This is a genomic window from Micromonospora sp. NPDC005257, assembly GCF_042872445.1.
GTDB lineage: Bacteria > Actinomycetota > Actinomycetes > Mycobacteriales > Micromonosporaceae > Micromonospora.
Genome location: NZ_JBIAKL010000006.1, coordinates 175,683 through 200,372, shown reverse-complemented (window position 1 = coordinate 200,372; position 24,690 = coordinate 175,683). Strand labels below are relative to the sequence as shown.

The following is a 24,690-nucleotide window of genomic DNA, read 5'->3' as shown; positions in this document are numbered from 1 at the left end:
CAGGTCGTACCCGGTGCCACACCGTTGACCTGTGCTTCACGACGGCGAAACGTGTGCCCGGAAGCATCGTCGTCGGGCACACTCAACGCCGGCGGCTGCCGACCGTCGCAAACGATCTCGTGTGGGGTGACCATGAGCGCCAACGGGCCGACCCAGGGCATCGACTTGACCACCATCTCCCGTACCGTCGCCTCCCTCGCCGTCGGCGTGGTGGAGACGCTGGAGCGCGCGGTGGCCGGTGACGGCCGGATGCGCACCGCCCGGGGCAACGCCTGGGAGGCGGTCTGCGCCGACCGGGCCCGCGCCGAACAGCGCCGCGAGCTGGAGCGGCTGGTGGCCGAGCTGACCGCCGCGCGCGCCGCGGCCCGGCGGCGCCGCGACGCCCGCGAGGCGCAGCCGGTCAGCTGACCGTCGGGTCCTCGCCCCGGTCCAGCGCGTCCCACGCGTCCCGGGTGCCGCGCTCGACCGCCGGACGGCCGGGCTCGTCCGCCCGGGCGGGCCGCCGCTCGTACCGGGCGCCCATCGCCGGCCAGCCGTCGCCGCGCAGCGCGGTGAACGCGCCGCCGGCCGCCAGGGCCAGGCCGCCGGCCAGCACCAGCGCCGGCCACTGCCGGCTCACCCCGGCCTCGGTCAGGCCGATCCCGCCGCCGACCGCCACCGCCACGCCGATTCCGGCCAGCAGGACACCCAGCAGGCGGCGCAGCCGCCCCCGGGTGGCGAGCACCGCGCCACCGCCGGCGAGTCCGACGTACGTCAGCGCCAGCACCCAGGGCAGCAGGTCCGTGCCGGTGCGCTCGGCCCGCCCGGACGGCAGCGACCCCCGGGCGGTCACCTCGACCGACCAGGTCCGGGTCACCGCCCAGCAGGCCAGGCCCGCGCCGGCCAGGCAGAGCAGCACCGCGTACGCCAGTTCGCGCCGGCCGCGGGCCGGCGGCGCGATGGCGCCGGGCGCGCTCACCGGGCCGCCCGCAGGGTCTCGGCGGCCGCGATGGCGGCGAGGACGGCGGCGGCCTTGCTCCGCGTCTCCCGGTCCTCGGCAGCGGGGTCGGAATCGGCCACGATGCCGGCCCCGGCCTGCACGTAGGCGCGGCCGTCGCGGATCAGCGCGGTACGGATCGCGATGGCCATGTCCAGGTCGCCGCCGAAGGCGAAGTAGCCGACGGTGCCGCCGTAGACGCCGCGCCGGACCGGCTCCAGCTCCTCGATGATCTCCATGGCACGCACCTTGGGCGCCCCGCTGAGCGTCCCGGCGGGGAACGTCGCGGCCAGCGCGTCGAACGCGGTGCGGTCGTCGCGCAGCTCGCCGACGACTGTGGAGACGATGTGCATGACGTGGCTGTAGCGCTCGATGGTGGCGAACTCGGGCACCTCGACGGTGCCCGGCCGGCACACCCGGCCCAGGTCGTTGCGGCCCAGGTCGACGAGCATCACGTGCTCGGCGCGTTCCTTGGGGTCGGCGAGCAGTTCGGCGGCGAGCCGGGCGTCGCCGTCCGGGGAGCCGCCGCGCGGCCGGGTGCCGGCGATCGGGTGCAGCAGCGCCCGCCGCCGCCCGTCCGGGCCGGCGCTGACCTTCAGGTGCGCCTCCGGAGACGAGCCGACGATGTCGAAGCCGTCGAAGCGCAGCAGGTACATGTACGGACTGGGGTTCGTGGTGCGCAGCACCCGGTAGACGTCGAGCGGGTCGGCGTCGGTGGGGCGCTCGAAGCGCTGGCTGAGCACGATCTGGAAGCACTCGCCGGCCCGGATCGCCTCCTTGGCCGTCTCCACCGCCTTCGGGTAGCCGCCCTCGGGGGTGCGGCTGACCACCTCGCCGACGCCGGGCCGGCCGACCGTCGAGACCATGGGCGGAATCGGTCGGGACAGCGCTGAGGTCATCGCGTCCAGGCGGCCGACGGCGTGGTGGTACGCGGCCTCGACCCGCTCGGCCCGGCCGGGGGTGTCCAGCGGCGGCAGCACCGCGTTGGCGACCAGGATCGCCGATCCCTCGTAGTGGTCCAGGACCACCAGGTCGGTCGCGAGCATCATGCCCAGCTCGGGCACGTCCAGCTCGTCCTCGGTCAGCTCGGGCAGGCGCTCGAAGCGGCGCACCAGGTCGTACGCGAGGTAGCCGACCAGGCCGCCGGTCAGCGGCGGCATGTCACCGGCCGGGTCGAAGGCCGGCCCGGCGAGCGCCGCGACCGACTCGCGCAGCACGGTGACCGGGTCGCCGGAGGTGGGCACGCCGGCCGGCGGCGTGCCGGTCCAGCTCGCGGCGCCGTCGCGCTCGGTGAGCGTGGCGCTGCTGCGTACGCCGATGAACGAGTAGCGCGACCAGGCCGTGCCGGCCGAGCCGACGCCCTGTTCGGCGGACTCCAGCAGGAACGTGCCGGGACCGCCGGCCAGCTTGCGGTAGACGCCGACCGGCGTCTCCGCGTCGGCGAGCAGCCGCCGGGTCACCGGCACGACCCGCCAGCGGGCGGCCAGGTCGGCGAAGGTGGACCGGTCCGGATGGACGGTGCCGTCGGTCACGGGGTCGCCTCCGGGGAGCTGACCGGCAGCTCGGTGAAAAAGCAGGTGCGCTGCCCGGTGTGGCAGGCCGCGCCGACCTGCTCCACGCCGACCAGCAGCGCGTCGCCGTCGCAGTCCAGCGCGACCGAGCGCACGTACTGGTGGTTGCCCGAGGTGGTGCCCTTGACCCAGTACTCGCCGCGGCTGCGCGACCAGTAGGTGGCCCGCCCGGTGGTGAGCGTGCGGTGCAGCGCCTCGTCGTCCATCCAGGCGACCATCAGCACCTCGCCCGAGTCGTGGGCGCGGACCACGGCGGCGACCAGGCCGTCCGGGGTGCGGCGGAGCTTCGCGGCGATGGCCGGGTCGAGCCGGGACGGGCGGGCCGGTCCGGGAGCGGGGGCGCCGGTCAGCGGCGCGTCAGGGGCGGGCACGGTTGACCATTCTCCCGCACGCGGCCCGGGCCGCGCCGACGTGTCCCGGGAGACGGGCCACTCGCACCCCCGGCAGAGGCGTTCAGCCGGATTCCTCCTCGGCCCGGCGGTACGCGTCGATCTTGTATTCGAGCACCTTCAGGTCCTCCGACAGCTCGGCCATCCGGGCGAGCACCCGGGCCCGGTGCGCCTCGAACAGCGCCCGTCGCGCGCCGAGCGTGCTGTCCCCGTGCCGGGCCAGCTCGGCGTAGCGGCGCATGTCGCGCACCGGCATCCCGGTGCGCCGCAGCCGGGTGAGCAGGAACAGCCAGTTGACGTCGGACTCGGTGTAGCGCCGGCGGCCGGACGAGTCCCGCCCGACGCGGCCCACCAGGCCCTCCTGCTCGTACCAGCGCAGCGTGTAGGTGGTCAGGCCGACCCGTTCCGCCGCCTCACCCACGGTGAGGCTCATCTCCCGCGTGCTGATGTCCACGCCCTCCAGGCTTCCAGTTCGAGCACGCTCGAAGTCAAGTCCCTCATTGCCGTGGACGCGGAATTCACCTACCGTTGAGTTCAACGGATGATGAATTGACGGAGGCGAGCATGGACGACGCGGTGTCGGTCCGCGAGCTGGTGGTCGACCGGGGCGGGCGGCGGGTGCTGCACGGCATCACCTGCGCGGTGCCCCGGGGCAGCGTCACCGGGCTGCTCGGGCCCAGCGGCAGCGGCAAGACCACGCTGATGCGCGCGGTGGTCGGCGTGCAGACCATCGGCGCCGGCGCCGTGGAGGTGCTCGGCCGCCCGGCCGGCTCGGCCGAGCTTCGCCGCCGGGTGGGCTACCTGACCCAGGCGCCGAGCGTCTACGCCGACCTGACGGTGCGGGAGAACGCCCGCTACTTCGCGGTGCTCCAGGGCCGGGGCCGCGCCGAGGCCGACCGCGCGGTCGCCGACGTCGGCCTGGCCACCGCCGCCGGCCAGCTCGTCGGCACGCTCTCCGGCGGCCAGCGCAGCCGCGCCTCGCTGGCCTGCGCGCTCGTCGGCGAACCGGAGCTGGTCGTCCTCGACGAACCCACCGTCGGCCAGGACCCGGTGCTGCGGGCCGACCTGTGGGCCCGGTTCCACGCCATGGCCGCGAACGGCACCACGCTGCTGGTCTCCAGCCACGTGATGGACGAGGCCGCCCGCTGCGACCGGCTGCTGCTGATCCGCGAGGGCCGGCTGATCGCCGACGACACCCCGGCGGCGGTCCGCGCCGCCACCGGGACCGACGACCTGGAGGAGGCGTTCCTGCGCCTGATCCGCGACGCCGAGGGAGAGGCGCGATGAACGGACGGATCCTGGCCGCCACCACCGGGCGCATCCTGCGCCAGCTCCGGCACGACCGGCGGACCGTGGCGCTGCTCGTGGTGGTGCCGTCGGTGCTTCTCACGCTCGTCTACTTCATGTACGTCGACCAGCCCGCCCCGCCCGGCGCGCCCGGCACGTTCGACCGGGTGGCCCTGATCATGCTGGGCTTCTTCCCGTTCATCATCATGTTCCTGGTGACCAGCATCGCCATGCTCCGCGAGCGCACCACCGGCACGCTGGAGCGCCTGCTCACCACGCCGCTGGGAAAGCTCGACCTGCTGTTCGGGTACGGCATCGCGTTCGGCCTGGCCGGGGTGCTCCAGTCGACTGTGGCATCGGTGGTCGCGTACCAGGTGTTCGGTCTGGAGACCGCGGGCAGCGCGTGGCTGGTCGTGCTGATCGCCGGGGTGAACGCGGTGCTCGCGGTGGCGCTCGGGCTGTTCTGCTCGGCGTTCGCCCGCACCGAGTTCCAGGCGGTCCAGTTCATGCCGGTGGTGGTGGCCCCGCAACTGCTGCTGTGCGGCCTGTTCGTGCCGCGCGGCGAGATGGCCGGCTGGCTCCAGGCGGTCAGCGACGCGCTGCCGCTGTCGTACGCGGTCGAGGCGTTGCAGGAGGTCGGCGCGCACGCCGAGCCGACCGGGACGATGTGGCGGGACGTGGCGATCGTGGCCGGCGCGGCGGTGGCGGCGCTGGTGCTGGCCGCCGCGACGCTGCGCCGGCGCAGCGGGTGAACGCGCGGCGCACCGGGCGGCGGCCCGGCAACCCGGACACCCGCGAGGCCATCCTCGCCGCGGCACGGGAGGCGTTCGCCGAGCGCGGCTTCGACGCCGCGTCGATCCGGGCCATCGCCACCGCGTCCGGCGTGGACCCGGCGCTCGTGCACCACTACTTCGGCGGCAAGGAGGAGCTGTTCCGGGCCGCGACGGCGTTCCCGGCCGACCCGGGGCGGCTGCTGCCGGCGGTGCTGGCGGGCGACCCGGACGGCGTCGGCGAGCGGCTGGTCCGGGTGTTCCTGCAGGTCTGGGACTCCCCCGCCGGCAGCGCCGGGGTGGCGCTGCTGCGTTCGGCGGTGAGCAACGACTGGACCGCCCGGCTGCTGCGCGAATTCCTGGTCACGCAGGTGCTGCGCCGGGTGCTCGACCATCTCGACGCCGACCCGGCGCAGCGCGCGCTGCGCGGCGGGCTGGTCGCCACCCAGCTCGCCGGGCTGGCCATGATGCGGTACGTGCTCCGCCTCGACGCGGTGGCCACCGCCGAGCCGGCGACGCTGGTGGCCGCCGTCGGCCCGACGGTCCAGCGTTACCTCACCGGCGACCTGACCTGACGGACCCGCCAGGATCAGCGGGTCTGCTCAAGCCAGGACGCGTACAACAGCGCGTACACCGAGTCCGGGTCGCGGACCAGCTCCTCGTGCGGGCCGCGCTGCACGATCCGGCCCCGGTCCACCACGATCACCTCGTCGGCGGCCTGCGCGGTGGACAGCCGGTGCGCGATGGCGAGTGTGGTCCGGCCCCGGGTCACCGCGTCGAGCGTCCGCTGCAGGCGGACCTCGGTGGCCGGGTCGACGGCGCTCGTCGCCTCGTCCAGCACCAGGAGGTCCGGGTCCGCGACGTACGCCCGGGCCAGCGCCACGAGCTGCCGCTCGCCGACGCTCAGTGCCTCCCCGCGCTCACCGACCGGCGTGTCCAGCCCGGACGGCAGCCCGTCCAGCCAGTCGGACAGGCCCAGCTCGGTGAAGGCGGTGGTGAGCCGCTCGTCGGTCAGGTCCGGGCGGGCGAAGCGGACGTTCTCCCCGACCGTGGCGTCGAACAGGAAGCCGTCCTGCGGCACCATCACCACCCGGGAGCGCAGCGAGTCGAAGCGCACCTGGCGCAGGTCCACCCCGGAGAGCAGCACCGCGCCCTCGGTGGGGTCCATCAGCCGGGTGAGCAGCTTGGCGAACGTGGTCTTGCCGCTTCCGGTCTCGCCCACCACCGCCACCCGGCTCTTGGCCGGGATGTCCAGCGTCACGCCGTGCAGCACCGGCGGCCCGCCCGGATAGGCGAACGTCACACCGGCGAACCGGGCGTCCAGCGGCCCGGACGGCAGCTCCCGACCCTGCTCGCCCGGGTCGGCCACGTCCGGGGAGACGTCCAGCACGTCGAGCACCCGGCGCCAGCCGGCGATCGCGTTCTGCGCCTCGTTCAGCACCTCGGTGGCGATCTGCACCGGCTGGATGAACAGCGTGACCAGGAACAGGAACGCGGTGAGCTGGCCGACCGTCAGCGTGCCGTCGACGCCGAGGCTGACCCCGACCACCACCACGCCGGCCAGCGCCAGCCCGGCGGCCAGCTCCCCCACCGAGCTGCCCATGATGCTGATCCGGATGGCCCGCTGCTGGGCCACCCGCTGCCCGTCGATGGCCGTGTCCAGCCGCCGCGCGGTGCGCCCGGCGACGCCGTACGCCCGGATCACCGGGGCGCCCACCACGCTCTCGCCGATCGCGCCGAGGAGTGTGCCGGTACGCTGCCGCACCAGCCCGTACGCCCCGGCGAGGCGGCTCTGCAACCGCCGGATCACCAGCACCGCGGGCGCGAACGCGACGAGCACCACGAGCGTCAACTGCCAGGAGTACGCGAGCATCACGACGGTGGTGACCAGCAACTGGCCCAGGTTGACGATCAGGATCACGCCGCCCCACTGGAGGAACTGGGTGATCTGGTCGACGTCGCTGGTGACCCGGGAGACCAGCGAACCGCGCCGCTCGGACTGCTGGTGCAGCATGGACAGGTCGTGCACGTGCCGGAACGCCCGGGTGCGCACCCCGGCCAGCGCGGTCTCGCTCACCGTGAACAGCCGGCGCATCATGAGGTAGCCGCACGCGGTGGTGATCACCAGCACCCCGGCGGTGATCGCCACGGTGAGTGAGATGACGTTCAGGTCGGGGCCGCCGACGATGCCGTGGTCGATGCCGCGCTGCACCGCCACCGGCACGGCCACCCGGCCGACCATGTAGACCAGCGCCAGCGCCAGCGTGCCGGCGAGTCCGGTGCGCAGCTCCGGAGAGAGTGCCAGCCCACGCCGCAGCGTCTGCCAGGTGGTCTCGGTGGCCTCGGCGTTCTCCCCCGTGGTCGTGCTCACCGGTCCACCTCCAGGCCCGAGGTCATCGGCGTGACCTCGTCGTACGTCCGATTCTGCTCGCGTTCCTGCTCGGCCTGCTCGTACGCGGTGACCAGGTCGGCGTAGCCGGGCACGCCGGCCAGCAGCTCGGTGTGGGTGCCGCGCGCCACCACCCGGCCCTGCTCCACGTAGATCACCTCGTCGGCGAGCGCGATCGTCGCCCGGCGGTACGCCACCACCAGGATGGACGCCGGGGCGCCGCCGTCTGTCGGCGCGCGCAGACCGGCCAGGATGGCCGCCTCGACCCGTGGGTCGACGGCGCTCGTGGCGTCGTCGAGCACCAGCAGCCGGGGCCGCCCGGCGAGCGCCCGGGCCAGCGTCAGCCGTTGACGCTGTCCGCCGGACAGCGACGTGCCCCGCTCACCGACCATGGTGTCCAGCCCGTCCGGCAGCGCGGCCACGAAGCCGTCCGCCTCGGCCAGCCGCAGCGCCGCCCACACCTCGTCGTCGCCGATACCGGCCCGGTCCAGCGCGATGTTGGCCCGGACCGTGTCGTCGAAGACGAACGGCACCTGCGCCACGAGCGCCACCGTCTCGGCCAGCGACGCGGCGGTCAGCTCCCGCACGTCCACGCCGTCCAGCGTCACCCGCCCGGCGCCCGGGTCGACCAGGCGCACGGCCAGCGAGGTGATCGTGGACTTGCCCGCGCCGGTGGGGCCGACCAGGGCGACCGTCTTCCCGGCCGGCACGGTGAACGTCACCTCGCCGAGCACCTGGGCGCCGGGCAGGTGCGCCTCTGCCGGCTCGTACGCGAAGTGCACGTCGTCGAAGGCGAGCGTGGCCGGTTCCCGGGTGGCCGGGTCGAGCGTCCTCGTGCCGTACGGCATCTCGCCGGTCGCGTCCAGCACCCGGCGGACCCGGTCCCATCCGGCGACGCTGCGCGGCAGCTCGGCCAGCACCCAGCCGATGGCGCGGACCGGGAAGGCCAGCACGGTGAACAGGAACGCGACGCTGACCAGCTCGGTCACCGTGATCGCGCCCTGCCGCAGCCGCACCGCGCCGACCACCAGCACGGCGAGCGTGCCGAGGCTGGGCAGCGTCTCCAGCATCGGGTCGAACACGCCCCGCAGCCGGCCGACCGAGATCAGCGCGTCGCGCAGCTCACCGGCGCGGGAGGCGAAGCGGGCCGTCTCCTGGGCCTCCCGGCCCATCGTCTTGACCACCAGCGCGCCGTCGAAGCTCTCGTGGGCGATGCCGCTGACCTCGGCCCGCAACCGCTGCGCCCGGGCCTGCCGGGGCGCCATCCGGCGGGAGTAGACCACGTTGAGCGCGAACAGCGCGGGGAACACCGTCAGGCCGACCAGGGCCAGCGCCCAGTCGGTGAAGAACAGCGAGGCCACCGCGCCGACGAGCATCACCAGCGTGCCGACCGCGAACGGCATGGGCGCGATCGGGTACCAGGCGGCCTCGACGTCGGAGTTGGCGTTGGACAGCAGCGTGCCGGTGGAGTTGCGGTGGTGCCAGGCCAGCGGCAGTTCCAGGTAGCGGCGGGTGACCCGGCGGCGGTAGGCGGCTTGGAGGCGGTACTGCATGTAGCCGGCGCCGAGGCGGCGGCCGAAGATGCCGACGACCCGCAGCACGCTGATGCCGAACAGTGCGGTCGCGGCCAGCGCCAGCGCCCCGCCCGCCACCTCGCCGCGCTCCACGGCCGGCACGACCACCTCGCCGATCACCGCGCCGACCACGTACGCGCTCGCGATCACCAGGAGGCCGAACAGCACGCTGCCGCTGACCGCGACCGCGAAGATCCGCGGCTGTTCCCGGATGGCCCGGCCGAGCACCCGTATCCCTCTGCCGAGCACGTCCCGACTTGTCCCGCTCGCCACGCTCTCCCCCGCCGTAAGCCGCAGTTTTCTCCCCATCCTTACCGCTCCTCGGCGCTCGCGCCGACCCGGCCGGGGTATGTCCGCCGTCACGTTCGCACAGAGCTGGGCGGACGGCGGCTGGATCGGTTGCGCGGCGTGGTCCGGCCGGGCGTGGCGCGCCGATCGGCCGGGACGGGCCTACGATCAGGGGATGCCGCGGTACGCCCGAGCGGAGCGCGACGCGCTCGCCGACCTGATGCTGGAACTGGGACCGGACGCACCGACTGTCAATGAGGGGTGGACCACCCGTGACCTGGCGGCGCACCTGCTGGTGCGGGAGCGCCGGCCGGACGCGGCCGGCGGCATCCTGCTGCCCCCGCTGCGCGCCTACGGCGAGTCGGTCCGCAAGCGGATCGCCGCCGGGCCGTACGCCGACCTGATCGCCCGGGTACGCCGTCCCCCGGTATGGAGCCCGGTGAGCAACCCCCTCACCGACGAGCTCGCCAACGGGATGGAGTTCTTCATCCACCACGAGGACGTGCGACGCGCCCAGCCGGGCTGGCACCCGCGCGACCTGCCGGCCGGGCAGCAGGCGGTGCTGTGGAAGCACGCGTCCCTGCTGGCCCGGATGGCGCTGCGGCGGTTCCCGGCCGAGGTGCTGGTGCAGGCGCCGGGGCACGGCGAACTGCGGGCCGGCGGTGGCGGCGAACGGCTGCGGGTGGTGGGCGCGCCGGGCGAGCTGGTGCTGTTCCTCACCGGACGGCAGCGGGTGGCCCGGGTGCAGGTGGACGGCCCGGCCGGGAGCGCCGAGCGGCTGCGTACCGCCGAACTGGGCCTGTGACCGGAGTGCGGTGACCGTTCACCCACCGACAGTCGAAAGTGGACGCCGATACATCGGCAGCCGTCACGCCCTCCCTGGCCGCGTACGCGGAGCGGGACGCGGCACCGAGCGCCCGCGCCGACGAGGGGACGCGCGCCCTCCTGGACACCCGCCGCGACCGGGTCCGGGCCACCGACGACTGGCCCCGTGCCGCCGGCCGGTACGCCTGAGCCGCTTCCAGCCCGCGGGACCGGGACTACCCGGCCGATCAGGGCTAGCCGCTGGCCGGGTGCAGGCAATACCCTTCGGTAACCGCAGACCGACGTGACCCCCGTCACGTCCCTCCACCCCTGAAGGCGGCTACAGCGATGGCTCTCGATGTACCGTACCGTTCCGTACCCGACATGTTCCTCAAGCGCGTGGCGGACTCCCCCGACCGGCACGCCTTCGCCCACCCCGCACCCGACGACTCGGGCCCGGTCTGGCTGACGTGGGAGCAGGTCGGGCAGCGCGCCAAGGCGATCGCCGCCGGGCTGCACGGGCTCGGTGTCGGCCTGGAGAACCCGGTGGCGATCCTGGCCAACACGCGCCTGGAGTGGGTGCTCGCCGACTTCGGCATCATGTGCGCCGGTGGTGCCACCACCACCGTCTACCCCACCACCGAGCCCGAGGACGCGGTCTACATCATCGCCGACTCCGGCTCGAGAGTGCTGTTCGCGGAGAACCCGGCCCAGGCGGCGAAGATCGCCGGGGCGGACCTGCCCGCGCTGACCCACGTGGTGCTCTTCGACGGCGCCCCCGACCCGGCGGCGCCCGTTCCGCAGCTCACCCTGGCCGAGCTGGAGGAGCGCGGCGCCGCGGCGCTGAGCGCCGAGCCCGACCTGATCGACACGCTGGTCGCCGGCATCGGCCCGGACCACCTGGCCACGCTCATCTACACCTCGGGCACCACCGGCCGCCCGAAGGGCGTGGAGCTGCTGCACGGCGGCTGGTGCTGGGAGGGCGTGGCGCAGGCCGACCTGGGCCTGCTGCGCGTCGACGACCTGCAATACCTCTGGCTGCCGCTGTCGCACTCCTTCGGCAAGACGCTGCTCTGCGGCGCCACCCACGTCGGCCTGCCCACGTACGTCGACGGCCGGGTGGACAAGCTCGTCGACCTGCTGGGCGTGGTGCAGCCGACGCTCATGTGCGGCGCGCCCCGGGTCTTCGAGAAGGTCTACAACAAGGCGGTCACCACCGCGCAGGGCGCGGGCGGTGCGAAGGCCAAGATCTTCGCCTGGGGCGTCGGGGTCGGCAAGGAGAAGGTCGCGCTGCAGCAGGCCGGCAAGCCGGTCCCGGCCGGGCTGCGGATGAAGTACGCGCTGGCCGAGAAGCTCGTGTTCAGCAAGCTCCAGGCCCGGCTCGGCGGCCAGATGCGGGTGCTGGTCTCCGGCGCGGCGCCGCTGAGCAAGGAGATCGCCACCTTCTTCGCCGCCGCCAACCTGCCCATCTCCGAGGGCTACGGGCTGACCGAGACCAGCGCCGGCGCGTTCGTGAACCCGCCCGACGGGCTGAAGATCGGCAGCGTGGGCCGGGCCATGGGCGACCTGGAGTGCCGGATCGACACCGACGGTGAGGTCCTGCTGCGCGGCAAGCCGATCATGCGCGGCTACCACAACCTGCCGGAGGAGACCGCCGCCGCGTTCACCGAGGACGGCTTCTTCCGCACCGGCGACATCGGCACGCTCGACGCCGACGGCTACCTGCGCATCACCGACCGGAAGAAGGACCTGGTCAAGACGTCCGGCGGCAAGTACGTCGCGCCGTCGCACATCGAGGGCATGTTCAAGGCGGTGTGCCCGTACACCTCGCAGGCGGTGGTGATCGGGCAGGCGCGCAACTACTGCACCATGCTCGTCACGCTCGACCCGGACGCGATCAAGGGCTGGGCCGCCGGCACCCCGCTGGAGGGCAGCGACTACACCACGATCGTCACCTCGCCGCAGGCGCGGGAGATGGTCGAGGGACACGTGGCCGAGCTGAACGCCAGGCTCAACCGCTGGGAGACGATCAAGAAGGTGACGATCCTCCCCCGTGACCTGACCATCGAGGACGGCGAGGTCACGCCGTCGCTGAAGATCAAGCGCCGCAGTGTGGAGACGAACTTCTCCTCCGAGATCGACAAGATGTACGAGGGCACGCTCGCCGAGCTGTAGCCCGCACCGTCACCCGGTCGCGCCGGCCGTGCCCCACCGTCCCGGGGCACGGCCGCGCCGGTCACAGGTGTTCCTGGCGCCAGTGGCTCTGCTCGGCCTCGGCGGCGACCTGCTCCTCCAGCGCGAGCCGGCGCACCCGGCCCCGGCGCCCACCCTCGCCCCGGGTCTCCCAGGCGATGCCGGCGCCGGTGAGCACCGCCAGCACGACGAGCGCGTTCAGCTCGTGGAGCCGGGCGACGGCCGGTACGGCGACGACGAGCACCAGCACTGTCACCAGCAGCGGCATCCGCACCCGGCGCTCCGCCAGCCACCAGCACGCGGCGAGGCTGAGCAGGTAGAGCCCGATGCCACCGAACAGGATCCCGCCCCAGAAGGTCCCCAGTGGCGGGCCCCACTCGGGCGTCGCCGGTGAGGCGGCCTCGGCCAGCAGGTCCTTGAGCCCGAGGGCGAACAGGATGATCCCGGCGACCATCGGCAGGTGCAGGAACGTGTAGGCGGTGCGCGCCAGCCGCAGTCGCGCGTCCCGGTCCCGGGCCTGGTGCAGCGCCTGTTCCAGCGCGAACGCGAGCGTGTCGAAGTACGCCCACCACAGTGCCGCCACGATCACCACGCCGAGCAGCGCGGCGACCGCCACCGGGCCGGTGAGCGGCAGTCCGCGCTTCGGACCGAGTCCGAGCGCGATGATCGACTCGCCGAGCGCGACGAGCACGATCAACGCGTGCCGCTCCGCCCAGTGCCCGGCCGAGAGCACCACCCACCACTGGTGGCCCAGGATCGTCCCGGCGAGGTACTCGACCAGCAGCGCCACGGTCCAGAGCGCCAGCTGCAGCCCCACCGCGAACCGCTCCTGCGACAGCCGCCCGGGCAGGGTGCCGGCGACGACCAGCAGCACCGTGGCCACGGTCGGGGCCAGGAAGCGTATCCGCAGCCCTCGGCGCCGGGCCGGGTCGGCGCGGTCGGCCCAGGCGAAGACGGTGAGCTGGGCGGTCCGGATCACGAAGTAGCACCCGGCGAAGACCAGCGGCCCGGGCAGCCAGTCCCCGCGGGTGGCGAACGCGCTGGGCGTACTGAGCACGAGGAGGAACGTCGCCGCGACGGTGACGACGCCGACCAGCGGCAGCAGTCCCTGGTCGGCGCGGAACGCGTTGCCCATCCGGGCGAAGCCGGTCCACGACCACCAGAGCAGCGCCAGCACCAGCATGAAGCGGTAGAGGTTGACCGGCGTGAGCTCCGAGGCGGTGAGCGTGGTGACGCTCAGGAACGCGAAGACGAAGACCAGGTCGTAGAAGAGTTCAAGCCGGGTCGTGCGGGAGCCCGGCGCGCTGCGCCGCACCGTCCACGGCCGGCGGACTCCCCTCCCGTTCCCCACCCGCGCAGTCTGCGGGCAGCGGCCCCCCGGAGCCGGGGTTCGGACCTTTCACCACCGGATCGGGCGGACCGGGTCAGGCGATGACGCTCGGCTCCCGCCACTGCGGGCGGCTGGTGCGGTCCAGGTCGTAACGGACCGCGGCGAGCCGCCCGACCGCCTCCACCAGCTCACCGGCGGGCAGGGTGAAGGGCAGCCGCAGGAAGCGCTCCAGCGTCCCGTCCAGGCCGAAGCGGGGTCCGGGCGCCAGTCGTACGCCGACCTCCTCGGCCGCACGGGCCAGCGCGCTGGAGATCGGGCCGTCCATCTCGGCCCAGAGCGTGACGCCGCCGCCGGGCACCCGCACCCGCCAGTCGGGCAGGCGCTCGGCGAGCGCCGCGACCAGGGCGTCGCGCTGTGCGACGAGCTGGGCCCGGCGGGCGGCGACGATGGCCTGCGCCTCGGTGAGCAGGTGCACGGCGACGAGTTGGTCGAGCACCGGGCTGGCCATGTCGACCCCGACCCGGGCCGCGGCCAGCCGCTGCACCTGGGGCGCGGAGGCGCGTACCCACCCGATCCGCAGCCCACCCCAGTAGGGCTTGCTCATGCCGCCGATGCTGATCACCCGGGAGTGCCTGTCGAAGACCGCCACCGGTGGCGGCAGCGTGGTGTCGTCGAGCGGCAGGTCGACGAAGGACTCGTCGACCACCAGGTCGGTGCCGGCCGCGTGGGCCGTGCCGACCAGCCGCTCGCGCAGGTCGGCCGCCATCAGGTGGCCGGTCGGGTTCTGGAACTCGGGGATGACGTACGCGAGCTTCGGCCGGGTCTGCCGCAGGCTGCCCAGCAGCAGTTCGGCGTCCCAGCCCTCGTCGGACAGGCCGTGCGTGGCGATCCTGGCCCGCCGGGCGGAGAGCGCGGCCAGCGCGTTGGGGTAGGTGGGCGACTCGACGAGCACCGCGCCGCCGGGCGACAGGGCCAGCCGCAGCACCAGGTCCAGCGCGTGCTGGGTGCCGTTGGTGACCATGATCTGCTCCGGGCTGGTGGGCAGGCCCCGTTCGGTGTACCCGCGGGCCACCGCCTCGCGCAGCTCGATGATGCCGGTCGGGTGGTAGCCGGCGCCGCTGAGGTAGCGGGGCAGGTCCTCGGCCGCGGCCCGGGCGGCGGGGACGAGCTGCGGGGGCGCGGACAGCGCGGCCACCCCGAGGTCGATCATGTCGCGGTCGTCGAGCGGCGTCCACAGCCCGGTGCTGGCCACCCGGTGCCCGCCGGGCAGCATGGTCCAGCTGCCCGCGCCCCGGCGGCTGGCCAGGTGGCCGCTCTCCCGCAGTTCCCGGTACGCGGCGGTGACGGTGGTCCGGCTGATCCGCAGCGCCTCGGCCAGTTCCCGCTCGGCCGGCAGGCGTACCCCGAGGGGGAGCCGCCCGTCGGCGAGCAACCCGCGGACGGCGCCGGCGAGCGCGGCGTAGTCAGGGCTGCGCCGGCGGCCCGGCAGCGCGTGCCACTGACCGAGGAGTCGCGCCAATTGGGCGCCGCGCACCTGACTGGTCATGCCACACCCCCGAAATTGGCACCCTTGATGGCCATGATTGGCACCTAGGGTGGCATGCGTGGCACAGCTTGGCAATCTCCGGCACCGGCCGGCACGACGGCTCACCCAGCTCTACGCCGGGCTGGTCCTCTACGGCCTGAGCATGGCGCTGATGATCCGCTCGGAGCTGGGGCTGGACCCGTGGGACGTGTTCCACCAGGGGCTGGCCCGGCAGACCGGCCTGTCCTTCGGGACCGTCACCATCGCGGTCGGCGCCCTCGTGCTGCTGCTCTGGATCCCGCTGCGGCAGCGACCCGGCCTCGGCACGGTCAGCAACGTCGTGGTGATCGGGCTGGTCGTCGACGCCACCCTGGCCGTGCTGCCGCCCGGGGAGGGCATGCCGGACCGCGTCGCGCTGCTCGTCGCCGGGATCGTCGCCAACGGCGCCGCGACCGGGCTCTACCTCGGCGCCGGGCTCGGTCCGGGGCCGCGCGACGGCCTGATGACCGGCTTCGTCGCCCGCCGTCCCCGCTTCTCGGTCCGGCTGGTCCGCACCGGAATCGAGGTCACCGTGCTGGGCCTCGGCTGGCTGCTCGGCGGCACCGTCGGTCTCGGCACCGTGGCGTACGCGCTGACCATCGGCCCGCTGGCCCAGTTCTTCATCCCGGTCTTCGCGCTGCCGCCGCGGCCGGTGGATGGCGCCTACGCTACGTGACCGACGCCGGGCCGACCGCCACGGACCGGGACCCCGCACAACGCGTTGAGCTGCGGCGACACACAAGCGGGAAACCAGGTGTTTCCTCCGCCGTCGAGGCCGGGCATCATTCCTGCATGGGGGAGAACGGATGGCGTTGGAGCGACGCCTGGATCTTCGTCGCGTTGGTCATCGCCAGTGGCGCCGGCCGGCACCGACGGGCCGCCGCGACACGCAGGCCGGAGGGTGTCCGGCTGGCCGACATCCTCTCCACCGCCGACCACCTCAACCAGGCGATCCCGGAACGGCACGAGGTGGAGGGTGCGGTCCGGCGGCTGGTCGGCGCGGGTCTGGTCAGCGTCGCCGACGGCTGGTTCCGGGTCACCCCCGACGGTGAGCGGCTCTGGCGCACCCGGCCCAGCGCCGGGCTCGGCACCACCGTGGACACGGTGCAGGGCGTGCTGACCCGGCGGCACCCGCCCGCCGAGTCCGAGTGGCACCTCGACGAGGACGACCACGCCGCCGCCGTGCAGGAGTATGTGGTCCGGTCGATCCCGATGCCGCGCCGCTCCCCCGAGGAGCACTCCGGCCGGTAAGGGACCGCCGCCTCAGCGCACCGGGTGCCCGGCGCCGCGCAGCGCGTCCTTGACCTCGCCGACGGTGAGCTCGCCGAAATGGAAGACGCTCGCCGCGAGCACCGCGTCCGCACCCGCGCCGATGGCCGGCGGGAAGTGGGCCACCTCGCCCGCGCCGCCGCTGGCGATCACCGGCACGTCGACCACCTCGCGAACCGCCTGGATCAGCGGCAGGTCGAACCCGGCCTTGGTGCCGTCGGCGTCCATCGAGTTGAGCAGGATCTCGCCCGCACCCAGCTCGGCGCCGCGCGCCGCCCACTCGACCGCGTCCAGGCCGGTGCCCCGCCGCCCGCCGTGCGTGGTCACCTCGAAGCCGCTCGGCGTCGTGCCGTCCGGTGCGCGGCGCACGTCCAGCGAGAGCACCAGCACCTGCCGGCCGAACCGGTCGGCGATCTCGGCGATCAGCTCCGGACGGGCGATGGCGGCGGTGTTCACGCCGACCTTGTCCGCCCCGGCACGCAACAGCGTGTCGACGTCGGCGACCTGGCGGACACCACCGCCCACGGTGAGCGGGATGAAGACCGACTCGGCGGTACGCCGTACCACGTCGAGCATGGTGCCCCGGTCGCTGGACGAGGCGGTGACGTCGAGGAAGGTCAGCTCGTCCGCGCCGGCCCGGTCGTACGCCGCCGCCAGCTCCACCGGGTCGCCGGCGTCGCGCAGGTCGAGGAAGTTGACCCCCTTGACCACGCGCCCGGCGTCCACGTCCAGACACGGGATGACCCGTACCGCCACCGTCATGCCCCGAGCCTAACGAACGCGCGGGCGGTGGCGACCCGCCGGTGAGGCCGGTCACCACCGCCCGAAGCGGTGTGCGTTCGCGCCGGTCAGAGACGGACCAGCATCTTGCCGAGGTTCTCGCCGCGCAGCAGGCCGAGGAACGCCTCGGGCGCCTGCTCGATGCCGTTGACGATCGTCTCGTCGTACGACAGCCGGCCCTCGCGCAGCCAGCCCGCCACCTCCCGCACGAACTGCTCCCGCAGGTGACCGTGGTCACTGACCAGGAAGCCACGCAGCGTCAGCCGCTTGCCGATGACCAGCGCCAGGTTGCGCGGCGCGGCGGGCGGCTCGGTGGCGTTGTACTGCGCGATCATGCCGCAGACGGCGGCCCGGCCGTGCAGGTTCATCGCCCCGATCGCCGCCTCCAGGTGCTCGCCGCCGACGTTGTCGAAGTACACGTCGACGCCGTCCGGGGCGGCGGCCTTGAGCTGCTTGGACACCGGCCCGTCGTGGTAGTCGAAGGCCGCGTCGAAGCCGAGCGCGGCGAGCCGTTCCACCTTCGCCGCCGAACCGGCGCTGCCGATCACCCGGCCGGCGCCGCGCAGCTTCGCGATCTGGCCGACCATGCTGCCCACCGCGCCGGCCGCGCCGGAGACGAACACGGTCTCCCCCGGCTTCATCGCGGCCACGTCGAGCAGCCCGGCGTACGCGGTCAGCCCGGTCATGCCGAGCACGCTCAGGTGCGCGGTGACCGGCGCCAGGCCGGGATCGACCTTGCGTACGCCCTTGGCGTCCACGAGCGCGTACTCGCGCCAGCCGAGCCCGTGCAGCACCGTGTCACCGGGCTTGACGCCCTCGGCCTCACCGGCGACGACCTCACCGATCGCGCCGCCGTCCAGCGGAGCGTCGAGCGCGAACGGCGGCACATACGACTTGACGTCGTTCATCCGCCCGCGCATGTACGGGTCGACGGACATGAACCGGTTGCGGACCACCACCTGTCCCGGGCCCGGCGTCGGCACCTCGGTGGTGACCAGCCGGAAGTTCTCCGCGGTCGGCCAGCCGTCCGGCCGGGACGCCAGGTGGATCTCCCGGTTGACGCTCGCCTCACTCACTGGGCCTCCTCGGTTCGCACTGCGGGGCTCCGCTGCGCTGCACTCCTCGTACTCACAGGGCCTCGCGGACCGTGCGGGTCACCTCGACGTTGCCACGGGTCGCGTTGGAGTAGGGGCAGACCTGGTGGGCCGCGTCGACGAGCTGCTCGGCGGCCGAGCGCTCGACCGCGGGCAGGTCCACCACGAGCGTCACGGCGAGGCCGTAGCCGCCGCTGCCGTTCGGCCCGATGCCCACCTCGGCCTCGACGACGGAGCCGGAGACGTCCGCCTTGGCCTGGCGGGCCACCACGCGCAGCGCGGAGTGGAAGCAGGCCGCGTAGCCGGCGGCGAAGAGCTGCTCCGGGTTGGCCGCGCCGCCGGCGCCGCCCATCTCCTTCGGTACGGCCAGGTCCAGCTCGACCGTGCCGTCGGAGGTCCGGACGTGACCGTCGCGGCCGTCGCCGGTGGCGCGGGCGGAGGCGGTGTAGAGCACCTGCATGTCACTGCTCCTTCTGTCGGTGGATCGTCTCGGTGACCCGGGTGAGGATGCCGTGGAGGGAGACCAGTTCGGCCTCGGTGAGCCCGGTCGCGGCGGCCACCCGCCGTGGCACGTCACCCATCCGCTCCCGCAGCGTCCGGCCCCGATCGGTGAGCCCCACCTCGACCCGGCGCTCATCTGCCGCCGAGCGGGTTCGCACCACCAGACCGGCCGCCTCCAGCCGCTTGAGCAGCGGGGAGAGGGTGCCGGAGTCGAGCCGGAGCTGACCGCCGAGCTCGGAGACCGTGGGGGCGTCGTCGTCGCGCTCCCAGAGCACCAGCAGCACCAGGTACTGCGGGTAGGTCAAGCCGTGCTCGTCGAGGATGGGCCGGTAGACGTCGGTCAGGGCGCGCGACGCCGCGTAGAGCGCGAAGCACACCTGCCGGCGCAGTACCAGATCATCGGTCACGCCTGGAACCGTAGCGCGCAATTAAGTTGTGCACAACTCATATGGCGGGCGGGCACCGACGAAGCCCGCCGCAGCGCAGCGGCGCGGTCAGCGGTCCGGGAGGTACGCCTCCAGCTCGACCTCGACCAGCAGGCCCGGGTCGATCAGCCCGGCCACCACCACCATCGTGGCCACCGGGCGCACCGGGCCGAACACCGCGTTGTGCGCCCGGCCCACCTCGTCGGCATAGATCCGGTCCGTCACGTACATCCGGGTCCGCACCACGTCACCCGGCCCGGCGCCGACCTCGGCCAGCGCGTCCAGACCGATCCGGATCGCCTGCGCGGTCTGCGCCGCCGCGTCACCGGCGTGCGCGACCCGGCCGTCCACCGTGGAGGTGCAGCCGGCGGTGATCGCGAGCGCACCGGCCCGCACCACCCGGGAGTAGCCGTACAGCGCCTCCCACGGGCCGCCCGAGCCGAGCCGGGTCACCACCCCGGGGTCGGCCGGCGGCTCGGTCGTCACGCGCCGGCCCGCAGCGTCGCCAGTGCCTCGGCGACGGTGAACGCGCCCGCGTAGAGCGCCTTGCCGGCGATCACGCCCTCCACGCCCACCGGCTCCAGCGTGGCCAGCGCCCGCAGGTCGTCCAGCGTGGACACGCCACCGGAGGCGATCACCGGGGCGTCGGTGCGGGCGCACACCTCGCGCAGCAGGTCCAGGTTCGGCCCGCGCATGGTGCCGTCCTTGGTGATGTCGGTGACCACGTAGCGCGCCGCGCCCGCGGCGTCGAGCCGGGCCAGCACCTCGTAGAGGTCACCGCCGTCGCGGGTCCAGCCGCGCGCCGACAGGGTACGGCCGCGCACGTCCAACCCGATCGCCACCCGGTCGCCGTACTCGCCGCAGATCCGGTCGCACCACTGCGGGTCCTCCAGCGCGGCGGTGCCGATGTTGACCCGGGCCGCCCCGGTGCCCAGCGCCGCCCGCAGCGACTCGTCGTCGCGGATCCCGCCGGACAGCTCCACCTTCACGTCCAGCTTGCCGACCACCTCGGCGAGCAGCACGGCGTTGGAGCCCCGCCCGAACGCGGCGTCCAGGTCGACCAGGTGGATCCACTCCGCGCCGTCGGACTGCCAGGCCAGAGCCGCGTCCAGCGGGTCGCCGTACGCGGTCTCGCTACCGGCGGCGCCCTGCACGAGCCGGACGGCCTGGCCGTCGGCGACATCCACGGCGGGCAACAGGGTGAGGCTCAACGCATCTCTCCTCGGGTCCTCAACGACGGTCCAGTGCGATCACCACGATCGCGGGCAGGACCAGCAACAACAACACGACCAGCACCAGCCGCAGCGCGAGGTCGTCCACCAGACTCCAGATGGCGACCACCGCTGCCGCGGTGAGCACCAGGATCGTCGCCCGCTCGCGGCGGGTGTGCCGGCGCAGCCGGCCGGTACGCCCGCGCCGCAGCGACGGCGTCAGCCGGCGTACCAGAGAACGACGCCGCTCCCGGCGCGCCGACCGGCGGGCGCGGACGGCGCGCGCCCGCTCCTGCTCGGCCTCGCGCGCCGCCCGGCGGCGGGCCCGCTCCTTGCTCACGCCGACGCCCGCGGGCCGACGCCCGCGGCCGGTGCGCTCACAGCGTGCCGAGCCAGTTGCGCAGCAGCGCGGCGCCGGCGTCGGCCGACTTCTCCGGGTGGAACTGCGCGGCCGACAGCGGCCCCCGCTCCACCGCCGCGACAAAGTCCGCGCCGTGGTGCGCTGTCGTCACCGTCGCGCCCGCCTCGGCCAGCGCCGCCGGGTCGGTCACCCCGTAGGAGTGGACGAAGTAGAACCGGGTGCCCTCCGGCAGCCCGGCGAACAGCGCCGAGCCGGCCGGCGGCTGCACGGTGTTCCAGCCCATGTGCGGCAGCCGCCGCGCGGGCAGCCGGGTCACGCCCCCGGGCAGCAGCCCGAGCCCTTTGGTGACCACGCCGTGCTCCTCGCCGTGCCCGAAGAGGATCTGCATGCCGACGCAGATGCCCAGCACCGGCCGCCCGGCGGCGACCCGGTCGGCGATGACCGGCCCGGCGCCCGACGCCTCGATCCCGGCCATGCACGCGGCGAACGCGCCGACGCCCGGCACCACCAGGCCGTCGGCCGACGCGGCGGCGTCCAGGTCGTCGGTCACGGTCACGTCGGCGCCGGCGCGCGCCACCGCGCGCTCGGCCGAGCGCAGGTTGCCCGAGCCGTAGTCGAGCACCACCACCCGTGCCATCAGCTCTCCCCCGGCAGCAGCCAGAGCACCCCGGCGGCGGTGGCCAGCACCGCCAGCAGGCCGGTGATCACCACGGCGGCGCGGGGAGCGCCCTGCTTGAGCAGCGACCACGTCCCGCCGAGCAACAGGCCGGCCACGATCAACAGAAGTGTGGGCAGCACCTTCATCAGAACCGCCCTTCATTCGCGACTGCGGGACTCCGCTGCGCTGCGTTCCTCGCGCTCATCAGAGGGCGCCCTTCGTGGACGGCACCACGCCCGCGTTGCGCGGGTCGAGCGCGGTGGCCTCGCGCAGCGCGCGGGAGACGGCCTTGAACTGCGCCTCGACCACGTGGTGCGCGTCCGGGTGGCCGCCGGGGCGGGCCGCGCGCAGCACGTCCACGTGCAGCGTGATCCGGGCCGACTGGCCGAACGACTCCCAGATGTGCCGGGTCATGCTCGTCGGGTAGACCGGCCCGATGTACGGGGCCAGCGCCGGCTCGTCGTGCACCACGTACGGGCGGCCGGACAGGTCGACGGCGGCCCGGACCAGCACCTCGTCCATCGGGACGGTCGCCGATCCGTACCGCCGGATGCCGGCCTTGTCGCCCAGCGCCCGGTCGAACGCGGCGCCCAGCGCGAGCGCCGTGTCCTCCATCGTGTGGTGCGCGTCGATCTCCAGGTCGCCGACGGTGTGCACGGTCAGGTCGAAGCCCCCGTGCCGGGCGATCTGGTTGAGCATGTGGTCGTAGAAGCCGACGCCGGTCTCGATGTCCGCCTTGCCGGTGCCGTCGAGGTCGATCTCGACGAGCACCTTCGTCTCGTTTGTGACCCGCTCGATCCGGGCGATCCGGCTCATGAAACTCTCTCCATCGCGGTGAGGAAGGCGTCGGTCTCGGTCGGGGTGCCGGCGGTGACGCGCAGCCAGCCGGGCAGGCCGACGTCGCGCACCAGCACGCCGGCATCGAGCAGGGTACGCCAGGCCACCGCCTGGTCCCCCTCGACGGCGAACAGCACGAAGTTGGCGTCGCTGTCGGCCACCCGGTGGCCCCGGGCGCGCAGCTCGGCGACGATCCGGTCCCGCTGCGCCATGATCGCGGTCACGGTGCCGAGCAGGGCGTCCCGGTGCGCCAGCGCCGCGCGGGCCGCGGCCTGGGTGAGCGCGGACAGGTGGTACGGCAGCCGGACCAGTTGCACCGCGTCCACCACCGCCGGGTCGGCGGCCAGGTAGCCGAGCCGGCCCCCGGCGAAGCCGAACGCCTTGCTCATGGTGCGGGTCACCACCAGCCGAGGGTGGCCGGGCAGCACGGCGAGGGCACTGACCGTGCCGGGGCGGGCGAACTCGGCGTACGCCTCGTCCACGATCACCATGCCGGGCGCCTCGTCCAGCACGGCGGCGACCACCGCCGGGTCGAGCGCGGTGCCGGTCGGGTTGTTCGGCGAGCAGAGGAACACCACGTCCGGCCGGTGCTCGCGGACCTGGGCCACCGCCTGGTCGGCGGTGAGCCCGAAGTCCTCGCCGCGCCGGCCGGGCACCCACCGGGTGCCGGTGCCGAGCGCCAGCAGCGGGTGCATCGAGTACGCCGGGGTGAAGCCGAGCGCGGTGCGCCCGGGACCGCCGAACGCCTGGAGCAGTTGCTGCTGGATCTCGTTGGAGCCGTTCGCCGCCCACACGTGGTCGGCGGTGAGCCCGTGGCCGAGGTAGGCGGCCAGGTCGGCGCGCAGGGCCACCGCGTCCCGGTCCGGGTAGCGGTTGAGGTCGCGCAGCTCGGCGGCGACCGCCTTGCCGATCGCCTCGACCACCGGCTCGGGCACCGGGTAGGAGTTCTCGTTGGTGTTCAGCCGCACCGGCACGTCGAGCTGCGGCGCCCCGTACGGCGTACGCCCGCGCAGGTCGTCGCGGATCGGCAGGTCGTCGAGCGTGGTCACGACGCGCCGCCCTCGCCGAACCGGACGCTGACCGCCTGGCCGTGCGCCGGCAGGTCCTCCACCGTCGCCAGCGTCACCACGTGCGGCGCCACGTCGCGCAGCGCGTCGCGGGTGTATTCGACCAGGTGCACGCCGCGCAGGAACGACTGCACCGACAGCCCCGAGGAGTGCCGCGCGCAGCCACCGGTGGGTAGCACGTGGTTGGAGCCCGCGCAGTAGTCGCCGAGCGACACCGGCGACCAGGCGCCCACGAACACCGCCCCGGCGTTGCGGACCCGCAGCGCCCACTCGCGGGCGTTCTCGGTCTGGATCTCCAGGTGCTCGGCCGCGTACGCGTCGACCACGCGCAGCCCGGCCTCCAGATCGTCGACCAGGACCACGCCGCTCTGCTCGCCGCGCAGCGCGGTGCCGATCCGCTCGGCGTGCTTGGCCGCCGGCGCCTGCCGGGCCAGCTCCGCGTCGACCGCGTCGGCCAGCGCGGTCGACGGGGTGACCAGCACGCTCGCCGCGAGAGGGTCGTGCTCGGCCTGGCTGATCAGGTCCGCGGCGACGTGCGCCGGGTCGGCGGTGTCGTCGGCCAGGATCGCGATCTCGGTCGGGCCGGCCTCGGCGTCGATGCCGACCACGCCGCGCAGCAGCCGCTTCGCGGCGGTGACCCAGATGTTGCCCGGACCGGTGATCATGTCGACCGGCTCGCAGCGCTCGTCCCCGGCCGGGTCGACGCTCGCGCCGTAGGCGAGCATGGCGACCGCCTGGGCGCCGCCGACCGCGTACACCTCGTCCACGCCGAGCAGCGCGCACGCGGCGAGGACCCGCCGGTCGGGCAGGCCGTCGTTGTCCTTCTGCGGCGGGCTCACCACGACCAGCGAGCGCACCCCGGCCGCCTGGGCCGGCACCACGTTCATCACCACCGTCGACGGGTACATGGCCAGGCCGCCCGGGACGTAGAGGCCGACCCGGTCGACCGGCACCCACCGCTCGGTCACCGTGCCGCCGGGCACGACTGTCGTGGTGTGGTCGGTACGGCGCTGGTCGGCGTGCACCTTGCGGGCCCGGGTGATCGACTCCAGCAGCGCGGCGCGTACCTGCGGGTCCAGCTCGGCCTCGGCGGCGCGGATCGTCTCGACCGGCACCCGCAGCCGCTCCGGGGAGACGCCGTCGAACCGTTCGCTGGCTTCCCGGACCGCCGGGTACCCATGGTCCCGGACCGCCTCCACGAGCGGGCGGATCCGCTCGACCGCCACGGAGACGTCGAGCTGGGCACGGGGCAGCAGGCGGCGCGGGTCACGGACCCCGCCGCGCAGGTCGATCCGATTCAACACGCCTGCGAGTCTAGGCCGCCGCCGGCGCCGCCGGCCGGGCCCGCCCGC

General features: G+C 74.2%; 29 protein-coding genes. 9 read left to right on the top strand and 20 right to left on the bottom strand.

The window, feature by feature from the left end; genetic code table 11:
- The first annotated feature begins 132 nt into the window (after nucleotides 1-132).
- Entirely contained in the window at nucleotides 133-408 is a 276-nt protein-coding gene (locus ACFYO8_RS15310) for a hypothetical protein (protein ID WP_354870255.1), read from the top strand.
- Here ACFYO8_RS15310 and ACFYO8_RS15305 read toward each other — a convergent pair.
- The 4 genes from ACFYO8_RS15305 to ACFYO8_RS15290 form a co-directional block, all read right to left on the bottom strand.
- On the bottom strand, nucleotides 401-958 hold the full coding sequence (locus tag ACFYO8_RS15305; RefSeq protein ID WP_354870253.1) for a Trp biosynthesis-associated membrane protein: 558 nt from the start codon (nucleotides 956-958) through the stop codon (nucleotides 401-403). The genes ACFYO8_RS15310 and ACFYO8_RS15305 overlap by 8 nt on opposite strands.
- A complete protein-coding gene (locus ACFYO8_RS15300; RefSeq protein ID WP_354870250.1) occupies nucleotides 955-2,508 on the bottom strand; it encodes an anthranilate synthase component I in 1,554 nt (517 codons plus the stop codon). Before ACFYO8_RS15300 ends, ACFYO8_RS15305 begins: the two co-directional genes overlap by 4 nt.
- The gene (gene hisI, locus ACFYO8_RS15295; protein ID WP_354870247.1) at nucleotides 2,505-2,918 is read right to left on the bottom strand and encodes a phosphoribosyl-AMP cyclohydrolase; all 414 of its coding nucleotides are present in this window, start codon (nucleotides 2,916-2,918) and stop codon (nucleotides 2,505-2,507) included. Before hisI ends, ACFYO8_RS15300 begins: the two co-directional genes overlap by 4 nt.
- An 82-nt stretch (nucleotides 2,919-3,000) precedes the next feature.
- Nucleotides 3,001-3,390, bottom strand: a complete 390-nt coding sequence (locus ACFYO8_RS15290; RefSeq protein WP_354870245.1) for a MerR family transcriptional regulator — start codon at nucleotides 3,388-3,390, stop codon at nucleotides 3,001-3,003.
- A gap of 110 nt (nucleotides 3,391-3,500) precedes the next feature.
- Here ACFYO8_RS15290 and ACFYO8_RS15285 point away from each other — a divergent pair, with 110 nt between their 5' ends.
- From ACFYO8_RS15285 to ACFYO8_RS15275, 3 genes are read left to right on the top strand one after another with little or no spacing between them, the layout of a single operon-like run.
- A complete protein-coding gene (locus ACFYO8_RS15285) occupies nucleotides 3,501-4,223 on the top strand; it encodes an ABC transporter ATP-binding protein (RefSeq protein WP_354870242.1) in 723 nt (240 codons plus the stop codon).
- Entirely contained in the window at nucleotides 4,220-4,975 is a 756-nt protein-coding gene (locus tag ACFYO8_RS15280; RefSeq protein WP_354870240.1) for an ABC transporter permease, read from the top strand. The genes ACFYO8_RS15285 and ACFYO8_RS15280 overlap by 4 nt, the downstream gene beginning before the upstream one ends.
- Nucleotides 4,972-5,568 (top strand): TetR family transcriptional regulator, encoded by a 597-nt coding sequence (locus tag ACFYO8_RS15275; protein ID WP_354870237.1) that lies wholly within the window; start codon nucleotides 4,972-4,974, stop codon nucleotides 5,566-5,568. The genes ACFYO8_RS15280 and ACFYO8_RS15275 overlap by 4 nt, the downstream gene beginning before the upstream one ends.
- A 14-nt stretch (nucleotides 5,569-5,582) precedes the next feature.
- Here ACFYO8_RS15275 and ACFYO8_RS15270 read toward each other — a convergent pair whose 3' ends face one another.
- Complete coding sequence (locus tag ACFYO8_RS15270; protein WP_354870235.1) at nucleotides 5,583-7,364, bottom strand: ABC transporter ATP-binding protein; 1,782 nt, start codon at nucleotides 7,362-7,364, stop codon at nucleotides 5,583-5,585.
- The gene (locus ACFYO8_RS15265) at nucleotides 7,361-9,205 is read right to left on the bottom strand and encodes an ABC transporter ATP-binding protein (protein ID WP_354870317.1); all 1,845 of its coding nucleotides are present in this window, start codon (nucleotides 9,203-9,205) and stop codon (nucleotides 7,361-7,363) included. The genes ACFYO8_RS15270 and ACFYO8_RS15265 overlap by 4 nt, the downstream gene beginning before the upstream one ends.
- Nucleotides 9,206-9,419: 214 nt before the next feature.
- Between ACFYO8_RS15265 and ACFYO8_RS15260 the strand changes: the two genes are divergently transcribed.
- From ACFYO8_RS15260 to ACFYO8_RS15250, 3 genes are all read left to right on the top strand, one after another.
- A complete protein-coding gene (locus ACFYO8_RS15260) occupies nucleotides 9,420-10,049 on the top strand; it encodes a TIGR03085 family metal-binding protein (protein WP_354870232.1) in 630 nt (209 codons plus the stop codon).
- Nucleotides 10,050-10,087: 38 nt separating this feature from the next.
- Complete coding sequence (locus tag ACFYO8_RS15255; protein WP_354870229.1) at nucleotides 10,088-10,258, top strand: hypothetical protein; 171 nt, start codon at nucleotides 10,088-10,090, stop codon at nucleotides 10,256-10,258.
- A gap of 138 nt (nucleotides 10,259-10,396) precedes the next feature.
- Nucleotides 10,397-12,223 (top strand): long-chain fatty acid--CoA ligase, encoded by a 1,827-nt coding sequence (locus tag ACFYO8_RS15250; protein WP_355095781.1) that lies wholly within the window; start codon nucleotides 10,397-10,399, stop codon nucleotides 12,221-12,223.
- A 61-nt stretch (nucleotides 12,224-12,284) separates the two neighbouring features.
- On the opposite strand, the gene ACFYO8_RS15245 is transcribed toward ACFYO8_RS15250, so the two are convergent.
- Together ACFYO8_RS15245 and ACFYO8_RS15240 are read right to left on the bottom strand one after the other, a co-directional pair.
- The gene (locus ACFYO8_RS15245) at nucleotides 12,285-13,556 is read right to left on the bottom strand and encodes a low temperature requirement protein A (RefSeq protein WP_355095783.1); all 1,272 of its coding nucleotides are present in this window, start codon (nucleotides 13,554-13,556) and stop codon (nucleotides 12,285-12,287) included.
- A gap of 109 nt (nucleotides 13,557-13,665) precedes the next feature.
- A complete protein-coding gene (locus ACFYO8_RS15240; protein ID WP_354870225.1) occupies nucleotides 13,666-15,117 on the bottom strand; it encodes a PLP-dependent aminotransferase family protein in 1,452 nt (483 codons plus the stop codon).
- 58 nt (nucleotides 15,118-15,175) lie between these two features.
- On the opposite strand from ACFYO8_RS15240, the gene ACFYO8_RS15235 reads away from it, so the two are divergent.
- Nucleotides 15,176-15,811, top strand: coding sequence for a hypothetical protein (locus ACFYO8_RS15235; protein ID WP_355095103.1), 636 nt, complete (start codon nucleotides 15,176-15,178; stop codon nucleotides 15,809-15,811).
- 116 nt (nucleotides 15,812-15,927) lie between these two features.
- Nucleotides 15,928-16,386, top strand: coding sequence for a hypothetical protein (locus ACFYO8_RS15230; protein WP_354870219.1), 459 nt, complete (start codon nucleotides 15,928-15,930; stop codon nucleotides 16,384-16,386).
- Between the two features lie 12 nt (nucleotides 16,387-16,398).
- On the opposite strand, the gene hisF is transcribed toward ACFYO8_RS15230, so the two are convergent.
- The 12 genes from hisF to hisD form a co-directional block, all read right to left on the bottom strand.
- The gene (hisF, locus tag ACFYO8_RS15225; protein WP_091420714.1) at nucleotides 16,399-17,166 is read right to left on the bottom strand and encodes an imidazole glycerol phosphate synthase subunit HisF; all 768 of its coding nucleotides are present in this window, start codon (nucleotides 17,164-17,166) and stop codon (nucleotides 16,399-16,401) included.
- A gap of 86 nt (nucleotides 17,167-17,252) precedes the next feature.
- Nucleotides 17,253-18,260, bottom strand: a complete 1,008-nt coding sequence (locus tag ACFYO8_RS15220; protein WP_387257274.1) for an NADP-dependent oxidoreductase — start codon at nucleotides 18,258-18,260, stop codon at nucleotides 17,253-17,255.
- A gap of 52 nt (nucleotides 18,261-18,312) precedes the next feature.
- Nucleotides 18,313-18,738, bottom strand: coding sequence for an organic hydroperoxide resistance protein (locus tag ACFYO8_RS15215; protein WP_354870213.1), 426 nt, complete (start codon nucleotides 18,736-18,738; stop codon nucleotides 18,313-18,315).
- 1 nt (nucleotide 18,739) lies between these two features.
- Complete coding sequence (locus ACFYO8_RS15210; RefSeq protein WP_354870211.1) at nucleotides 18,740-19,186, bottom strand: MarR family transcriptional regulator; 447 nt, start codon at nucleotides 19,184-19,186, stop codon at nucleotides 18,740-18,742.
- Nucleotides 19,187-19,273: 87 nt separating this feature from the next.
- Nucleotides 19,274-19,690 carry a Rid family hydrolase gene (locus tag ACFYO8_RS15205; protein ID WP_354870209.1) on the bottom strand — a complete coding sequence of 139 codons (417 nt, stop codon included), beginning with the start codon at nucleotides 19,688-19,690 and terminating at the stop codon, nucleotides 19,274-19,276.
- Entirely contained in the window at nucleotides 19,687-20,415 is a 729-nt protein-coding gene (priA, locus tag ACFYO8_RS15200; protein WP_357910786.1) for a bifunctional 1-(5-phosphoribosyl)-5-((5-phosphoribosylamino)methylideneamino)imidazole-4-carboxamide isomerase/phosphoribosylanthranilate isomerase PriA, read from the bottom strand. Before priA ends, ACFYO8_RS15205 begins: the two co-directional genes overlap by 4 nt.
- 19 nt (nucleotides 20,416-20,434) lie before the next feature.
- Nucleotides 20,435-20,755, bottom strand: coding sequence for a hypothetical protein (locus tag ACFYO8_RS15195; protein WP_354870206.1), 321 nt, complete (start codon nucleotides 20,753-20,755; stop codon nucleotides 20,435-20,437).
- Between the two features lie 37 nt (nucleotides 20,756-20,792).
- Entirely contained in the window at nucleotides 20,793-21,413 is a 621-nt protein-coding gene (gene hisH, locus ACFYO8_RS15190; RefSeq protein WP_354870204.1) for an imidazole glycerol phosphate synthase subunit HisH, read from the bottom strand.
- A complete protein-coding gene (locus ACFYO8_RS15185) occupies nucleotides 21,413-21,580 on the bottom strand; it encodes a hypothetical protein (protein ID WP_354870202.1) in 168 nt (55 codons plus the stop codon). The genes hisH and ACFYO8_RS15185 overlap by 1 nt, the downstream gene beginning before the upstream one ends.
- A 58-nt stretch (nucleotides 21,581-21,638) precedes the next feature.
- Nucleotides 21,639-22,250 carry an imidazoleglycerol-phosphate dehydratase HisB gene (gene hisB, locus ACFYO8_RS15180; RefSeq protein ID WP_030500263.1) on the bottom strand — a complete coding sequence of 204 codons (612 nt, stop codon included), beginning with the start codon at nucleotides 22,248-22,250 and terminating at the stop codon, nucleotides 21,639-21,641.
- Complete coding sequence (locus tag ACFYO8_RS15175) at nucleotides 22,247-23,320, bottom strand: histidinol-phosphate transaminase (protein ID WP_354870198.1); 1,074 nt, start codon at nucleotides 23,318-23,320, stop codon at nucleotides 22,247-22,249. Before ACFYO8_RS15175 ends, hisB begins: the two co-directional genes overlap by 4 nt.
- Entirely contained in the window at nucleotides 23,317-24,642 is a 1,326-nt protein-coding gene (hisD, locus tag ACFYO8_RS15170) for a histidinol dehydrogenase (RefSeq protein WP_355015113.1), read from the bottom strand. Before hisD ends, ACFYO8_RS15175 begins: the two co-directional genes overlap by 4 nt.
- Nucleotides 24,643-24,690 lie beyond the last annotated feature (48 nt).

Bases quoted from the DNA above. Each gene is read 5' to 3' on its own strand.
- ACFYO8_RS15250 (WP_355095781.1), top strand. From the start codon at position 10,397: ATGGCTCTCGATGTACCGTACCGTTCCGTACCCGACATGTTCCTCAAG.
- hisB (WP_030500263.1), bottom strand. From the start codon at position 22,250: ATGAGCCGGATCGCCCGGATCGAGCGGGTCACAAACGAGACGAAGGTG.
- hisF (WP_091420714.1), bottom strand. From the start codon at position 17,166: ATGACGGTGGCGGTACGGGTCATCCCGTGTCTGGACGTGGACGCCGGG.
- ACFYO8_RS15260 (WP_354870232.1), top strand. From the start codon at position 9,420: ATGCCGCGGTACGCCCGAGCGGAGCGCGACGCGCTCGCCGACCTGATG.
- hisH (WP_354870204.1), bottom strand. From the start codon at position 21,413: ATGGCACGGGTGGTGGTGCTCGACTACGGCTCGGGCAACCTGCGCTCG.
- ACFYO8_RS15280 (WP_354870240.1), top strand. From the start codon at position 4,220: ATGAACGGACGGATCCTGGCCGCCACCACCGGGCGCATCCTGCGCCAG.
- ACFYO8_RS15230 (WP_354870219.1), top strand. From the start codon at position 15,928: ATGGGGGAGAACGGATGGCGTTGGAGCGACGCCTGGATCTTCGTCGCG.
- ACFYO8_RS15240 (WP_354870225.1), bottom strand. From the start codon at position 15,117: ATGACCAGTCAGGTGCGCGGCGCCCAATTGGCGCGACTCCTCGGTCAG.
- ACFYO8_RS15285 (WP_354870242.1), top strand. From the start codon at position 3,501: ATGGACGACGCGGTGTCGGTCCGCGAGCTGGTGGTCGACCGGGGCGGG.
- ACFYO8_RS15215 (WP_354870213.1), bottom strand. From the start codon at position 18,738: ATGCAGGTGCTCTACACCGCCTCCGCCCGCGCCACCGGCGACGGCCGC.
- ACFYO8_RS15310 (WP_354870255.1), top strand. From the start codon at position 133: ATGAGCGCCAACGGGCCGACCCAGGGCATCGACTTGACCACCATCTCC.
- ACFYO8_RS15185 (WP_354870202.1), bottom strand. From the start codon at position 21,580: ATGAAGGTGCTGCCCACACTTCTGTTGATCGTGGCCGGCCTGTTGCTC.